Origin of the sequence: Pseudarthrobacter sp. efr-133-R2A-89 (assembly GCF_030209315.1) — a bacterium.
GTDB lineage: Bacteria > Actinomycetota > Actinomycetes > Actinomycetales > Micrococcaceae > Arthrobacter.
In genome coordinates, this window is record NZ_JARVSE010000002.1 from 18849 (window position 1) to 33630 (window position 14782).

At 67.7% G+C, this 14782-nt stretch carries 17 protein-coding genes; 13 read left to right on the forward strand and 4 right to left on the reverse strand.

Annotated features, from left to right (window positions below):
- Positions 1 to 184 precede the first annotated feature (184 nt).
- From QRM95_RS02840 to QRM95_RS02850, 3 genes are all read left to right on the forward strand, one after another.
- Complete coding sequence (locus QRM95_RS02840; protein ID WP_285246355.1) at positions 185 to 487, forward strand: hypothetical protein; 303 nt, start codon at positions 185 to 187, stop codon at positions 485 to 487.
- Between the two features lie 62 nt (positions 488 to 549).
- Complete coding sequence (locus QRM95_RS02845) at positions 550 to 2550, forward strand: acyl-CoA dehydrogenase family protein (RefSeq protein WP_285246356.1); 2001 nt, start codon at positions 550 to 552, stop codon at positions 2548 to 2550.
- A gap of 64 nt (positions 2551 to 2614) precedes the next feature.
- The gene (locus QRM95_RS02850) at positions 2615 to 3451 is read left to right on the forward strand and encodes a TIGR04086 family membrane protein (RefSeq protein WP_285246357.1); all 837 of its coding nucleotides are present in this window, start codon (positions 2615 to 2617) and stop codon (positions 3449 to 3451) included.
- A 21-nt stretch (positions 3452 to 3472) separates the two neighbouring features.
- On the opposite strand, the gene QRM95_RS02855 is transcribed toward QRM95_RS02850, so the two are convergent.
- Positions 3473 to 3874 (reverse strand): YchJ family protein, encoded by a 402-nt coding sequence (locus QRM95_RS02855; protein WP_285246358.1) that lies wholly within the window; start codon positions 3872 to 3874, stop codon positions 3473 to 3475.
- A 163-nt stretch (positions 3875 to 4037) separates the two neighbouring features.
- Here QRM95_RS02855 and QRM95_RS02860 point away from each other — a divergent pair, with 163 nt between their 5' ends.
- The 5 genes from QRM95_RS02860 (at position 4038) to QRM95_RS02880 (ending at position 8231) form a co-directional block, all read left to right on the forward strand.
- Positions 4038 to 4685: a hypothetical protein gene (locus QRM95_RS02860; protein WP_285246359.1), complete on the forward strand. Its 648-nt coding sequence runs from the start codon at positions 4038 to 4040 to the stop codon at positions 4683 to 4685.
- Between the two features lie 40 nt (positions 4686 to 4725).
- Positions 4726 to 5730, forward strand: coding sequence for an aldo/keto reductase family protein (locus tag QRM95_RS02865; protein ID WP_285246360.1), 1005 nt, complete (start codon positions 4726 to 4728; stop codon positions 5728 to 5730).
- Entirely contained in the window at positions 5731 to 6591 is an 861-nt protein-coding gene (locus tag QRM95_RS02870) for an SDR family oxidoreductase (protein ID WP_285246361.1), read from the forward strand.
- A 108-nt stretch (positions 6592 to 6699) separates the two neighbouring features.
- On the forward strand, positions 6700 to 7812 hold the full coding sequence (locus QRM95_RS02875) for a sulfite oxidase (protein WP_285246362.1): 1113 nt from the start codon (positions 6700 to 6702) through the stop codon (positions 7810 to 7812).
- A 35-nt stretch (positions 7813 to 7847) separates the two neighbouring features.
- Positions 7848 to 8231 (forward strand): RNA-binding S4 domain-containing protein, encoded by a 384-nt coding sequence (locus QRM95_RS02880; RefSeq protein WP_285246363.1) that lies wholly within the window; start codon positions 7848 to 7850, stop codon positions 8229 to 8231.
- Positions 8232 to 8246: 15 nt separating this feature from the next.
- On the opposite strand, the gene QRM95_RS02885 is transcribed toward QRM95_RS02880, so the two are convergent.
- A complete protein-coding gene (locus QRM95_RS02885) occupies positions 8247 to 8753 on the reverse strand; it encodes a hypothetical protein (protein ID WP_285246364.1) in 507 nt (168 codons plus the stop codon).
- 86 nt (positions 8754 to 8839) lie between these two features.
- On the opposite strand from QRM95_RS02885, the gene QRM95_RS02890 reads away from it, so the two are divergent.
- Positions 8840 to 9721 carry a cytochrome c oxidase assembly protein gene (locus QRM95_RS02890; RefSeq protein ID WP_285246365.1) on the forward strand — a complete coding sequence of 294 codons (882 nt, stop codon included), beginning with the start codon at positions 8840 to 8842 and terminating at the stop codon, positions 9719 to 9721.
- A 103-nt stretch (positions 9722 to 9824) separates the two neighbouring features.
- Positions 9825 to 10442 (forward strand): uracil-DNA glycosylase family protein, encoded by a 618-nt coding sequence (locus QRM95_RS02895; protein ID WP_018763916.1) that lies wholly within the window; start codon positions 9825 to 9827, stop codon positions 10440 to 10442.
- A gap of 21 nt (positions 10443 to 10463) precedes the next feature.
- Here the strand turns inward: QRM95_RS02895 and QRM95_RS02900 are convergent, their stop codons facing one another.
- The gene (locus QRM95_RS02900) at positions 10464 to 11699 is read right to left on the reverse strand and encodes a type II toxin-antitoxin system HipA family toxin (RefSeq protein WP_285246366.1); all 1236 of its coding nucleotides are present in this window, start codon (positions 11697 to 11699) and stop codon (positions 10464 to 10466) included.
- Between the two features lie 8 nt (positions 11700 to 11707).
- Complete coding sequence (locus QRM95_RS02905) at positions 11708 to 11977, reverse strand: type II toxin-antitoxin system Y4mF family antitoxin (RefSeq protein ID WP_285246367.1); 270 nt, start codon at positions 11975 to 11977, stop codon at positions 11708 to 11710.
- A 308-nt stretch (positions 11978 to 12285) separates the two neighbouring features.
- On the opposite strand from QRM95_RS02905, the gene QRM95_RS02910 reads away from it, so the two are divergent.
- Genes QRM95_RS02910 through QRM95_RS02920 form a run of 3 tightly spaced genes read left to right on the forward strand, consistent with a single transcriptional unit; the run spans position 12286 to position 14778 of the window.
- Positions 12286 to 12921 (forward strand): DedA family protein, encoded by a 636-nt coding sequence (locus tag QRM95_RS02910; RefSeq protein WP_285246368.1) that lies wholly within the window; start codon positions 12286 to 12288, stop codon positions 12919 to 12921.
- Positions 12922 to 12963: 42 nt separating this feature from the next.
- Positions 12964 to 13671: a FadR/GntR family transcriptional regulator gene (locus QRM95_RS02915; protein WP_285246369.1), complete on the forward strand. Its 708-nt coding sequence runs from the start codon at positions 12964 to 12966 to the stop codon at positions 13669 to 13671.
- Positions 13672 to 13701: 30 nt separating this feature from the next.
- Positions 13702 to 14778 (forward strand): asparaginase, encoded by a 1077-nt coding sequence (locus QRM95_RS02920; protein ID WP_285246370.1) that lies wholly within the window; start codon positions 13702 to 13704, stop codon positions 14776 to 14778.
- The last annotated feature ends 4 nt before the right edge of the window (positions 14779 to 14782 follow it).

Genomic DNA, 14782 nt, shown 5'->3' on the forward strand with positions numbered 1-14782 from the left:
AAGGTTAACGCAGGCCGCCGCGACCACTCCGTGACCTACCTCCGGGTAGTGTTTCGATCCCGTATCAACAGTCCCTCCAGCCCCACGCGCCTCTGGCTGGCGGCGAGGCAGTCCCCCTACGCTTCAACTACCGGTCTTCACCACAGCAGTCTTTCGCCACCGCAACGCCGCAGCAGGGGGATTCATGCAGTTCGATCTGAGCACAGTGGAAACAGCCACCTTGGTTTTCATCGGGACGCTGGTGTTCGGCGCGGTCCTGGCCGGATTCGTCCTGGCCGCCGGGCTGGTTGCCCTGGTGGTGCTGGGCGCCGGAAAGCTCACGTGGACCGTGCTGTCCACCACGCTCCTGGCAGTGGTCCACGGAATCAACGCCGGGTGGGACAAGCTGGTCCACCGCGCGGCCGCCGTCGATCTGTCCGGCGATTTCCAGGGGCAAACGGCCCCTGGCACGGGAACCTACCCGCGGGTAATCTTGAGTGACAGCTGAAGGGTTCTCCAACCCGGCGGATCCGTGGCTACACCGGCCATTCCGGCCCGAGGAGATAACCCATGAGCTCCGCAACTGACAGCCAGGCCAAAGACGCCCCGGCTGAGGAAATCCCCGTTCCGGCCGGCAATATCGGGGCCGGTGCTACCGCCGAGGACGCCCGGGCCGTCGCGGAGGCCGCCCGGGAAACCGGCTGGGACCGCCCCAGCTTCGCCAAAGGCCTCTACCTGGGCAGCTTCGACCTCGGCCTGGTCCACCCCTGGCCGGCCGCCGATCCGGCGTCCGTGGAAAAGGGCGAGGCCTTCATGGCCCGCCTGACCGAATACGCCAGGAGCATGTCCGGGCGGGTCATTGAACGGGACGCAAAGATTCCTGACGAGTACATCAAGGACCTGGCCGGCCTGGGCGTCTTCGGCATGAAGATCCCGGAGGAGTACGGCGGCCTGGGCCTCTCACTGGTGTACTACGGCCGGGCACTTGCCCTTCTCGGCAGCGTCCACCCCAGCCTGGGGGCGCTCATCTCAGCCCACCAGTCCATCGGCGTTCCGGAGCCGGTCAAAGTCTTCGGCACGCCAGAGCAGAAACGCGAATACCTTCCCCGCTGCGCTGCCGGCGCCGTCACCGCCTTCCTCCTCACGGAACCGGACGTCGGCAGCGATCCTGCCCGGATGGGCAGCACGGCAACGCCAACGGACGACGGCGAGGCCTACCTCCTGGACGGCGTGAAGCTGTGGACCACCAACGGCGTGATCGCCGAACTGGTGGTGGTGATGGCCCTGGTTCCCGCCCACACCGACGCCGCAGGCACCACCCACAAAGGCGGCATCAGCGCGTTCGTGGTGGAGATGGACTCGCCCGGCATCACGGTGGAAAACCGGAACGCCTTCATGGGCCTGCGCGGCATCGAAAACGGCGTGACCCGTTTCCACCAGGTGCGGGTTCCCGCCGCGAACCGGCTGGGCCGCGAGGGCCAGGGCCTGAAGATCGCCTTGACCACCCTGAACACGGGCCGCCTGGCGCTGCCGGCGCTGTGCGTGGCCTCGGGGCGTTGGAGCCTGAAGATTGCCCGGGAATGGTCCAACGCCCGTACCCAGTGGGGCCGGCCCGTGGGCGAACACGAGGCCGTGGGCAAGAAGATCGCGTTCATCGCGGCGTCCGCCTTCGCCTTGGACGCGGTCTTTGAACTCGCCGCCGAACTGGCCGACGCCGGGCAGAAGGACGTCCGCATCGAAGCTGCGCTCGCCAAACTCTGGGCCACGGAGATCAGCTGCCGGATCGCGGACGAGCTGGTGCAGATCCGCGGCGGCCGCGGATTTGAAACGGCGGAATCGCTGGCGGCCCGGGGTGAACGCGCGGTACCGGCCGAGCAGCAGTTGCGCGACATGCGGATTAACCGGATCTTCGAGGGGTCTTCCGAGATCATGCGGCTTCTGATTGCCCGGGAAGCCGTGGACGCGCATCTCGCAGCCGCGGGCGATCTCGCGTCCCTCGATGCGAGCCTTGCGGATAAGGCCAAGGCCGCCGTCGGCGCCTCCGGTTTTTACGCAAAATGGCTGCCCAAGCTGGTGGCGGGCGCCGGCATGGACCCCCGCTCCTACAGCGACTTCGGCAGGCTGGCGAAGCACCTGCGCTTCGTGGAACGCTCCTCGCGCCGGCTGGCACGGCAAACCTTCTACGGCATGGGCCGGTGGCAGGCAAAGCTGGAGCGGAAGCAGGCCTTCCTGGGCCGCATCGTGGACATCGGCGCCGAACTCTTCGCCATGACCGCCTGCTGTTCCCGCGCTGAGATGCTGCTTCGCACGTCCCCCGGTACGGCCGCGGGCGCCTACGAACTCGCGGATGCCTACTGCGAGCAGGCAAAAGTGCGGGTGGACGAGTCCTTCGACCAGTTGTGGCGGAACACGGACGACGCCGACCACGCATTGACCCGCAAAGTCCTCGCCGGTGACTACACCTGGCTGGAAGCCGGCGTGCTTGACCAGTCCGAGGGAACCGGCCCGTGGATCGCCGACGCCTCTGCGGGGCCGTCCCGGAAGGAAGACCTGCACCGCAAATACCGGTAAAACCGCAGGTCACAAAGTAATAAGCACGCTTGCTATCGGTGGTGGCGGGTGGTTGAGTTAGTTCATGAGCAGCTCAACGGACCCAGAGAACCTGCCTCCCCGCCATGCCCGGGAGGATGAGACTTCCCGCCGCGGCAACTCCCGCGCGGACGCAGCGGAGGATCCCGCCACGCGGTCGATCGACCAGGCACCGGCCCGTCCGCGCGAGCGGGAACGCGACCGGGACTACGTCGCCGCCCCGTCCGCGGAGCGGGAGTACCGGGCCGCCTCTGCCACTGCAGCGGCACCCGTGGTGGACCCGGCGCTCACGGACAGGGAAACCGCGGTCGCCCGCCAAAAGGAACGGTTCGGCGGCATCAAGGCCGGCTCAGCGTTCTTCGGCTGGCTCACCGCCACCGGGATGGCCGTGCTGCTGACCGCACTGGTGGCTGCCGCCGGGACCGCCGTGGGGCTGGCCAACAACACGGACGTCAACGCGGCCGTGAACCAGGCCGCGCAGAACAGCGGCACCGTGGGGCTGGTGGGCATCATCGTCCTGCTGGTGATCCTGTTCCTCTCCTACTATTGCGGCGGTTACGTCGCCGGGCGGATGGCGCGCTTCAACGGCGCAAGGCAGGGTCTCATGGTGTGGATCTGGGCCCTGATCGCGGCCGTCGTGGTCGCCATCCTGGGCCTCGTGCTGGGGCAGCAGTTCAACGTCCTGGCCAACCTCAACAGCTTCCCGCGGATCCCCGTCAACGAGGGACAACTGACCACCACCAGCATCACCGCAGCCGTGGTGGTGGCGGCCGTGGCCCTGGTGGGCGCCGTCCTCGGCGGCCTTGCGGGGATGCGGTTCCACCGCAGGGTTGACCGTGCCGGCTTCACCCCGGACAGCGAGTATTACGACGACGGCGAGTAGCCCGCAGGCGGCGCGCCGCTGCTAGGGGGACAGGATGTCGCCATCCACATAGAGCCACCGGCCGCCTTCGCGGACAAACCTGCTGGCTTCATGCAGAACCCCGCGGTCCGCGCCGTGCCGGTAATAGGCCTTGAACTCGACGGTCCCTTCGGTGTCGAAGGGACCGCCTTGGCTGGTGGCGACGATGTCAAGGCGCCGCCACTGCATGGCCGGATCCAGGTCGAGGCCGGCCGGGACCGTTGACGGGTGCTGGGTCCGCAACAGGTAGCCCTCATCCAGCCGGGCAAACGCACTGTAGCGGGACCGCATCAGCTGTTCCGCGGTTGAAGCTTCGGCCTTGCCGGAATGGAACCTGCCGCAGCACTCGGCGTACGGTTCGCCGGACAGGCACACGCAGTTTGCGGACTCATTCGATTCGGTCATCCGGTGATGCTGCCACATCGGGTAACAGCTTCGCTACAACCCTGTCCACGCCACCGCGCCCGGCGGCATGGCACGCCAAAAATCCGTATGGTTGAGAAGGAGCTTTGCCCCGGCGCTGTGCGCCGGCAGCGGGCCCGGGATGTTGGTGGAAAGGAGTGATGACGTGGAGCAACCTGACACTCTGGTCCTCAACCTGACCTTCTTCGGCACCATGGGCGTGGCCCTCCTGATGTTCCTGGTCCTCTTCCTCCTTGGGGCGCTTACATTGGTGCTTGCCGGACTGGGCCGGCTGGCGGGCCTCGTGGTGATGGCCCTGTTCGGAAAGGGCCCCCGGAAGGGCAGTGCGCTGTTGATGGCGGCACGGAGCGACAGCCCGGGGGGCCGCCCATCCTGGCGGGAACGTGCCGCCGCCTTGAAGCCGGCACGGCTCAGGGAGTCGCTGCGCACCGTCGTCGTACGCCACCCCAAACTTGCCGCAGCCCGGCCCGAGCCGCCTGTCCTGGCCGAAGACTGGGCCTCAGCCGTGGCCGAGGCCGACAAACGCGCCGAAGCCAGGGCGCGGGCCGCCGCGCCGGAAATCAAGCTCTCGGTGCGGGACCTTCCGGACCCGGCGGCGCCCGCCGACAAGGTTGCCCAGGTAGCCCCGCTGGTGGAATCCGCGCTGCACAACCACCGGCCGCCGCATGAAATGCCAAGGTCCTTCAAGAAGCCCGTGCCGCCGCATCCGGTACCGCCGCTGGATACCGGGTCCCTCGTTTCGCTCGCCGGCCCCAAGCAGGTCCCCAAGGGCAAAGCGCCGGAGAACGGCTAAGCCCTTACCCTGAGCAACCAACTGGGTTAGCGTGAAACCCATGGAATTCAGATACCTCGGAAACAGTGGCTTCAAAGTCTCGGAAATCACGTTCGGCAACTGGCTGACCCACGGCTCGCAGGTGGAAAACGACGTTGCCGGCCAATGCGTGCGGGCAGCCCTCGACGCCGGCATCAGCACCTTCGACACCGCGGATGTCTACGCGAACACCGCAGCGGAAACCGTCCTGGGCGAGGCCTTGAAGGGCGAACGGCGCGAGTCCCTGGAAATCTTCACCAAGGTCTTCGGCCCCACCGGCCCCAAGGGCAAGAACGATCTTGGGCTCTCCCGCAAGCACATTATGGAATCCATCAACGGGTCCCTGCGCCGGCTGCAGACGGACTACTTGGACCTCTACCAGGCCCACCGCTACGACTTCGAGACGCCGCTGGAAGAGACCATGCAGGCGTTCGCGGACATTGTCCGGCAAGGCAAGGCGCTTTACATCGGCGTCAGTGAGTGGACCGCCGACCAGCTCCGTGAAGGCCACCGGTTGTCCAGGGAACTCGGCTTCCAGCTCATCTCCAACCAGCCCCAGTACTCCGTGCTGTGGCGGGTCATCGAGGCGGAAGTGGTCCCGGCGTCGGAGGAGCTGGGGGTGTCCCAGATCGTCTGGTCGCCCATGGCCCAGGGCGTCCTCAGCGGCAAGTACCTTCCCGGCCAGCCGGCCCCGGAAGGCAGCCGCGCCACCGATGAAAAGGGCGGCGCCAAGATGATCGAGCGGTGGATGCGCGACGACGTCCTGGCGGGCGTGCAGGACCTGAAGCCGATTGCCGCCGAAGCCGGGCTGACCATGCCGCAGCTCGCCGTTGCGTGGGTCCTCCAGAACCCGAACGTGGCGTCCGCGATCGTGGGTGCGTCCCGGCCGGAACAGATCGCGGATACCGTTGCGGCGGCAGGGGTGCGGCTGGATGCCGAGGTCCTCAAGAAGATTGACGACGCCATCGGCGGCCTGGCCGAACGCGACCCGGCCCAGACCAAGTCGCCGGCCACCCGGGAAGCCTGAATGGCCACCCCGGCCGATCTCCCCGAGCTGGCGGTCACCGGATCCACCGGAGGCCTGGGCGGCATGCTGGCGCGGCAACTTGCAGGGTCCGGATTCGCCCAGCGGCTGCTGGTGCGCGACCCCGCCCGGGCTCCGGAACTGGCAGGCGCCTCCGCCATGGTGTGTTCCTACGGCGACGGCGCAGCCTCCCGGCAGGCCCTGGATGGCGTGAAGCTCCTGTTCATGGTGTCCGCTGCCGAGGCCGAAGACCGGCTGCAGCAGCATTACGCGTTCGTTGACGCAGCCGCCGACGCGGGAGTCCAGCATGTGGTGTACACGTCCTTCTACGGCGCCGCCCCGGATGCCACGTTCACCCTGGCGCGGGACCATTACGCCACGGAGGAGCGGATCAAGGCCTCCGGCATGGACTTCACCTTCCTGCGGGACAACTTCTACCTGGACTTCCTGCCGCTCATGGCTGGAGAGGACGGCGTGATCCGCGGCCCCGCCGGAGACGGCCTGTTTTCCGGGGTGGCACGGGAGGATGTGGCCCGCTCCGCCCACGCAGTGCTCCGGGACCCGGCGATCCACAAGGGAATGACCTACAACCTGACCGGACCGGAAGAACTGACCATGGCGCAGGCCGCCCGGGTGCTGAGCGACGGAACCGGACGGACGGTCAGCTACCACCCGGAGACCGTGGAGGAAGCCTACGCCTCCCGGGCGTCCTACGGCGCTCCGCAATGGCAGCTGGACGCATGGGTGAGCACCTACACCGCAATGGCGGCCGGCGAAATGGCAGGGCTTTCACCTGACGTGCACGGCTTGACCGGCCAGGACCCCATCAGCCTGGCCGAGTTCCTGACGCGGCCAGTCCTGTAGCGTTCCGCTCCCCGGTCCGTGGGCTGTTGACGGACCGGGGATCCCGGCGTAGACCAGTGGCTAGGCGCCGCCACCCCGGCGGAGCACGGCCCACAGAATCCCGGCGCCATGACACAGACCAGAGAACACAGCCAGCCAGTGGCCGCGGAAGCCCCTCCGGTATCCGCGGGCCCGTCGGAGGGTCCCCTTACTCCCGAGGAACTGCAGCTCTCCGCCCGCAACCATTCAATGCCGCTCGAAGCGCTCCGCCGAGACCTCACGCCTCCCGGGCTGCACTACGTACTCACGCATTTCGATATCCCGGACATCCAGGCCACCTCCTGGCACCTGCGAATCCGGGGAGCGGTGGAACGGGCCCTGGAGCTTAACCTGGCAGCCCTCCGCAGGGCCCCGGCCATCACCGTCCCGGTCACCCTTGAATGCGCGGGCAACGGCAGGTCGCTGCTGGAGCCGCGGCCCCTCAGCCAGCCGTGGGTTCTGGAAGCGGTGGGCACGGCGCGATGGACCGGTGTTCCGCTGGCCTATCTGCTGGATAAAGCGGGAATACAGCCCGGTGCCCTGGAAGTGGTCTTCACCGGCGCGGACGCGGGGGTTCAAGGCGGCGTCCCGCACCACTACGCACGCAGCCTTCCGGTCCGCGAAGCCCTGCGTCCCGACGTCGTCCTTGCCTACGCCATGAACGGCGCCGAACTGCCGCCGCAGCATGGTTACCCGCTGCGGCTGGTGGTTCCGGGCTGGTACGGGATGGCGAGCGTCAAGTGGCTGGAGTCGATCGAAGTGGCGAGGGAGCCGTTCACCGGGTTCCAGCAGCAGTCGGCCTACAGGTACCAGGCCACCGCGGACGACGCCGGCAGGCCGGTTTCGAGGATCAGGGTGCGTTCGCTGATGGTTCCGCCGGGTATCCCTGACTTCTTCACCCGCCGGCGGTTTGTCCGCCCAGGCCCGGTCATCCTGCAGGGCCGGGCGTGGTCCGGGGAAGGTGCCGTGGCCGGCGTCGAGGTGGCCATCGATGGCACCTGGCTGCCCGCCCGTTTGGACAAGCCCGCGGGCGGCTACGCGTGGCGGGGGTGGAGCATGACGTGGGAGGCCGCACCCGGTGAGCATGTCCTGGCCTGCCGCGCCACCGACACCACCGGTGCCACCCAGCCGCTGGAGCAGAACTGGAACTACCAGGGGATGGGCAACAACGTGGTGCAGCGGGTCACGGTCACGGTGGAGTGAAGCCGGCGGGGCCGGGGCTATACTCGGTGCCAACCATGACCAGCCTCCCTTCCTCCCCCGCCAGCGTCCGAATTGATGCGTGGTTGTGGGCCATCCGCGCCTACAAGACACGGTCGGCCGCCACCGCAGCCTGCCGCGCCGGGCACGTCCGCCTCAACGGCAGTCCCGCCAAGGCTTCCGCGACGCTGGTCACGGGAGATACGGTGACGGTGCGCATGTCCGGGTACGAGCGCATCCTTGAGGTCCGGCGGCTGATCGCCAAACGGGTGGGAGCCGAGGCCGCCTCCCACTGCTTTACGGACCACACTCCCCCGCGGCCCGTCCTGCCGGCGCTGGGTCTGCCGCAGCGCGACCGGGGTGCCGGGCGGCCCACCAAGAAGGACCGCCGGGAGATGGAGCGCCTCAAGGGGCCGGCCTGACCGTTCGCCCCTGGGTCAGCTTTTGGTCCGTGCCCGCACGAGGTTCGCATACGGCAGTTTCCCGTATTCCTCGACAAAGCCCGTGTGGTAATCCGCTTCGGCCTGGTTGAGGGATTCGGCGGCCAATTCCTTCCACGCAACCAGCAGCGTGCCCGCATCCCTGAGTTGCCAGATGAGCCGGCCATCCCAGTGGCCCGGTGGCTTTCCGTGTCCGAAGTCCAGGAACTCCTGGATCTGCCGCCTCAGCCCGCGGTTGCCCTTGCTGCCCGGGCCGGCTTTGCCGAGGTACAGGACGGCTGCGGTGTCCAGCCAGGAAGCTCGAAGGTCCTGCACCGGCAGGGAGGGATCTTTCTTCTTGAAGACACCGGCGGTGCTCTTTGTCAGGAATTCCGGCTGGAACGTGTCCGGCGCCATCACGGCGAAAATACCCGTTCCCCGCGGGACCCGCATGGCGTCAAGGTCCTTCAGGGGCCGGAAGCCCAAGAAGCCGTCGTCTTTCAGGCCCTTCCTGGTGAACTGCATCCTCACATTGAAGCATCCCGGCAGTACAGCCCCGGTTTCCGGTAAACGCCCATCCTCCTCCCAGGAAGACTGGCTACCATTGCCCCGTGCCACCCCTTGAGATCCTTGTTTCCTCCTGGCGCCTGGACTGGGCCGCCACGGCTTTCGTCGTTGCCGCCGCAGCCCTGTACGGGTGGGGGATGCGTTCAGCCGGACGGAAAGGCCACCGGTGGCCGGCCTGGCGCGCGGTGGCGTTCTACGTCCTGGGCCTTGGTACATTCGTCATCCTGACCTGCGGTTTCACCGGCGTGTACGGCCCGCAGCAACGGTGGGCCTTCACCCTCAAGATTTCCCTGCTGCTCTTTGTGGTTCCGCTGCTCATCGGCCTGGGCAAGCCGCTGACGCTGGCGCGTGCGGCGTTGCCGGACCACGGAATCAGGGTCTTTGACGCCGTACTCTCCAGCCGTCCGGTGCGGTTCGTCAGCAATTCATTCGGCGCACCCCTGCTGGGGCTGGCGCTCTTCTCCACCTTCCTCACCCCCGCCTTCTACACGCTGCGGACCAACCCCGCGGCCGACGCACTGCTCACGCTCGGCGTCCCCCTGCTGGGCATGCTCATGGCACTGCCCATCATCGAAGAATCCAACTTCCAACGGTCCAGCGCCTACCTGACCCTGGAATTCATGTTCGTGTTCATTGAGCTGCTCATCGACGCCGTCCCCGGCATCCTCCTCAGCCTCAACGGCCAGGTCCTCGACCATGCACTGACCGTCCCGGATCCCCAGTGGTGGTTCCGGGACGCCCTCCAGGACCAGCAGTTCGCAGGGAATCTGCTCTGGTTCATCTGCGAGGTGGTGGACCTGCCGCTGATCATCCTCATGTTCATCCGCTTCTCGCGCAGCGACAAGCGGGAAGCCGTGGCTTTCGATGAACTGACCGACGAGCAGCTCGATGAGCTCCACAACCAGCACCTGCGCGGCCGCCACTAGGCTGGCCCGGGCCAAAAAATCAAGTGTGCCCACCGCTCGCCGCGGAAGCGTAGAGTGACATAGGACGCCTGATTCTGGACGCCTCGCTGCAAAGGGAGAAATCGTGACAATTGATTGGGACGAAAAAAAGGCCCTGCTACAGGAACCGAACATCGCGAAGGTAACCCAACTTTGCGAAGAACTGATGGAAAAGAAGCCCGGTTCCACCGTCCCCTACATCGACCCCGTCCATGACGAAGACGAGTGCAGAATCATCAGCCTCCAGGCCAGCCCGGGCAAGGGCACCGAATCAGGGTTCGTCTCGCTCTACAACGACGACGAGGCAGCCCGCCGCGCCACCCAGATCTACGAACTCGCCGAACTGGATCCGCAGTACGTCATGCCGTGGAACGCCTACCCCTGGATCCGCGACAGCGGCAGCCCGTCGGCGCTGAGCGTCCAGGAGAAAACCGACGGCCTGCGCCCCTTCCGCCAGTTCCTCAAGATCAATTCCCGCGTCTCGGCCGTCATCGCGCACGGTACGGACGCCTCGACGTTCCTGACTCTCTTTGAGAAGACCTACCACTCGTCGTTGAAGAACAGCGGCATCAAAATCTACAAGGCCTCCGCCCTCGGCGGCAGGGCCTTTGCTGTTTCAGAGGCCAAGCAGGAAGAGCTGCTCGCCAAGAGCGTGGAAACCTACCGTGATGCCATGCAGCGGGCGGGCATCCAGCACCTCTAGGGCTGGATCATCGAAGTCGGGCTACGGCGCCTCAAACAGGCGACGCCGGTGCTTCAACTCCTTGATCCACGCCCGGGTTACCATCGCCGGAAAGGGTGATCCGCCGTCGCCGCCCGCCGTGGAGGCGTTCCCGACGGCGAAGGCCGTCCCTGCCTCAAGGTCGGCCAGGAGCGGCCCGGCAGCCTTCAGCGCCAACTCCACCACCGCGGCGGCCGCACGCGCCGGCAAACCCAATGCCGTTGCCCAGGCCAGGAAATGCCGGTGGGAGATGCCGATCCGCTTGCCGCCCAGGGTGAGCGCCAGGGTCTTGTCCCCGTAAACCACGGTGGAGGGGATGTCGTACACCGGGGCAATTCCCCATTCCCCGCCCGGGTCCTGGACCATGGATACGTTCTTGGCGTGCAAGTCGCCGTTGCCCGTGAGCCATGCAAAGGCGGCCTGCAGGGCGAGGTTCCGAAGGGCAGGCAGCGGCGCCGCGCAGTGATCCGCCAGCGCGCGGCAGACCTGCCCGTACCCCACGTTGTACTTGTCCGCGGGGTAGAGCTTGAGCACCTGCGCCCCGTCTTCAACGGCAAGGCGCTGGACGTCGTCCGGACCGCCGCCAGCGAGCGGAACCCGGTCGAAGCGTTCCACCAACAGCCCGGGGCGTCCGGCGACATCGTGGATCATCCGGACCCGGCTAAGCGGAATCCGGAGCTTCGCGGCGTAGCGGAACATGATGAACTCGTTCTCCACCACATGCGGGAACTCGGGTGCATTGAGTTTAAGGATGTACCGTTTCCCCGCAGTAGCCACCGGCAGCGAGATCATTCCTGCGGACAGCTTGTCCTGCACCCCGGCGAGCGCTACGGGATCGATCAGGTCGGGGTCTCCGATGAGCTGGTCGAAATCCACCGGCTGCCCTGGATCCAGGCGCACGGCGTGTTCGTCCGGGTCCAGCGGCTCCCCATGGCCAACCACCTGGACGTCGCCCACCGGATTTCCGCCGGCCGCGATGAGCAGGGTGAGGTCGTCGTCGGCGCTGGCCTTGATGGACCGCCGGAGCGCGTTGAGGCGGCGTCCTTCGGGCAGCAGCCCCGTGAAGTAGGGCGGAGCGGCGCCGGCGGCGGACAGCACGGGTTGGTCCGTAAGGGGGAGCGAACTGGCGACGGCGGGCCTGCCGGATGCCAGGTACGCGGGCAGGTAGCTGAAGCGGGTGCCGCCGTGGTGCCGCTCAAGCCGGGCGGCCAGGACCCCGGCCTTGTACACGTCTGCCACGCGGTGCCTCATTCGCCGGTTCCACCGTCCCCGGCCGCCGACCGTGCGAGCGTCCGGGCGGCGTGGCTGGCCCGTGGCACGACCTCGAGTTGGAGCCCCAAAGCATCCAAGAGGGCAAGCAGCGAGTCCACCTGGACACTGGGCTTGCCCTGTTCCACGAACCGGACGAAGCGCTCGGAGACGCCGGCAATGTCCGCCAGGTCGCGCTGGTTGAGCCGCAGGGCCTTGCGCCGCGCGCGTACCTCCAGGGCCACCTGCCCCATCAGGGAATCAGTCACTACACCTCCCAGGCACGATCGTGCCGATTATGGCCAAGTTAGCACCTTGGGAGTGAAAAGATAAGGCCCAGGGCCTGGCAGGCGGTACGTTCGTGCCGACTAGCGTAATAGCCAAGCGGGACCAAACTGTCAGGGAATTTCCAGGCGCGAAGGCGCATACTCGTACGTACCTGACCGCCGGCCAAAGAAGGCTCCACCGTGACGTCCGCCCCCACCCGCCCGATCGCCGCTGTGCCCGCGGCACCTGCCGCGGCCCCCGTTCGCCGGTGTGGTGTTCAGCCCGGCGTTGCGGGGCCGGGGTTGCTGCCATGACCGGGTTCATCGACGGCCTCATGAACGTCAGCCCCCTGGTGGCGTACATCGCGGTGTTCTGCCTCGTCTTTGCCGAGGACGCATTGTTCATCGGCTTCGTCATCCCGGGAGAAACCGCGGCCGTCCTGGGCGGAGTGGTGGCCAGCCGGGGCGAAGTCCAGCTGGGGGCGATGATGGCCCTGGTGGTCGCCGCCGCGATCGTGGGCGACAGCGTGGGGTACGAGGTAGGCAAGCACCTGGGCAGCCGCATCCTGAAGACCAGGGCGCTGGCCCGGCACTCCGAAAAGCTGCAGAATGCCCAGGACCTGCTGCGCCGGCGGGGCGGCTCTGCCGTCTTCCTCGGGCGTTTCACCGCGTTCTTCCGGGCGGTCATGCCCGCCCTGGCCGGAACCTCGCGGATGCCGTACGGCCGCTTCCTTGTCTACAACGCTGCGGGCGGCGTGGTGTGGGGCATCGGCTTCGTCCTCCTGGGCTTTTTGGCGGGCAACTCCTATGAAGCCGTGGCCCAGGCAGCCGGCCGGGACATCGCCGTCGTCATCGCCGCGGTGGCGGTGGCCGCGCTGGTTGCCTGGCACTTCCGCTCACGGCGACGGCGGCAGGACCGCCGCGCCGCGGGGCAGCAGCGGGACTAGGGAGGGCTTGACAGTGACTGTGACGGGTGCCATATTTAAGGCGTGAACCTGTCAGACAGCCGGACAGCAGGACAGCCTGCTTACCGTCCCCTTGCCCGGCTGAGTGCTGCCGAGGCGGTGTTCAACACCCTTCGCGCGGACATCGAGTCCGGCACCCTGCCGGTGGGCAGCAAGCTCAGCTCGGAGGCCACCCTGTCCCAGCAATACGGGGTCAGCCGCTCGGTCATCCGGGAAGCGCTCCGCTCCTGCACCGCCTTGGGCCTGACGGTTACCCGGACCGGCAAGGGCACGTTCGTCATTGCCGGCAAGGTAGCCAACGACCTCACCCTGGGGCAGTACTCGGCGCGTGACCTGACCGAGGCCCGCCCGCACATCGAGGTCCCGGCCGCCGGGCTGGCCGCACAGCGGCGTACCGCTGAAGAACTGGATACCCTCCGTGACATCGTGGCGGCCATGGCCACGGAAACCGACCCCGAGTCCTGGGTGGCCCTGGACTCCTCCTTCCACGCCGCCATCGCCCGCGCCAGCGGCAACAGGGTCTTCGCCAGCGTGGTGACGGACATCCGGGATGCACTGGCACACCAGTCCGAGACGCTGAACATGGTGGCCGACCGCCAGCACGCCTCCGACGTGGAACACCAGCAGATCCTGGCCGCCATCGAGGCAGGCTCCGCGGACAACGCCCGCGCCGCCATGGCCCACCACCTGGAAGCCGTGGGCGCCGCCCTGGACTCCATCCTCAACAACTAGACATATCCAACCAACCCTTCCAAGGACGCCATGCCATCCCCCGTGTTTTCCGCTGCCCACACCGCTGCCCCGGATGGGGCGGCCCTGCCGCACCACACCCCGCTGGTGGCCGCCGTCCGTGACGGCCTCGTGGAGAGCGTGCACTACGGCTCGGCAATCGCCCTCGCGGCTGACGGGTCCGTGGCGGCAGCCGCCGGTGATCCCCAGGCCCCCTTCTACCCGCGGTCCGCGCTCAAGCCGCTCCAGGCCGTCGCCATGGTCCGGGCCGGCCTGGACCTTCCAGCCGACCTCCTGGCCCTCGCCGCCGCAAGCCACTCGGGCTCCGCGGCCCACCGCGACGGCACCCGGCGCATCCTTGATCTGCACGGGCTGGCCGCCACCGACCTGGAGAACAGCTTCGACCTGCCCTACGGCACCGCCGAACGTGAGGACTGGCTGCGCATCGGCGGCGGGCCCACGCAGACCACCCAGAACTGCTCCGGAAAGCACGCCGCCATGGCCGCGACCTGTGTCATCAACGGCTGGCCCGTCCGGGGCTACCTGGATCCCTCCCACCCGCTGCAGCAGCTCGTGGCGCGGACCGTCACCGAGCTGACCGGAGAGGCACCTGCCGCACTGAGCACCGACGGCTGCGGCACCCCGCTGTTCGCCCTCACCCTGGGCGGCATGGCCCGCGCGTTCGGCCGGATCGCCCGGGCGGCTTCCCTTGCAGCCACGGACGACGACGGCCGGCCCGGTTCCGGAAGTGCAGAAGCCGCCGTCGGTCTGGCCATGCAGCAGCACCCTGGCATGGTTGCCGGTGAAGGCCGGGACGTCACCGACCTGATGCGGCTGCTCCCGGGCGCCGTGGCCAAGGACGGCTTCGAGGGCGTCCAGCTGGTGGGCCTGGCCGACGGCAGTGCCGCAGCCGTCAAGATTTCCGACGGCGGTGACCGCGCCCGGATGCCCGCCACCGTCCGCCTGCTGGAGGCGCTGGGCGTGGACATCGAACCGCTCGCCGGTATCGCCACCGCCCCCGTCCTGGGCGGCGGCCACCAAGTGGGGCAACTTCTGGCCACCGATTTCCTGGATTCCACTCCGTCCACGCCCGACAACGAAGCCCTGTGAGGAC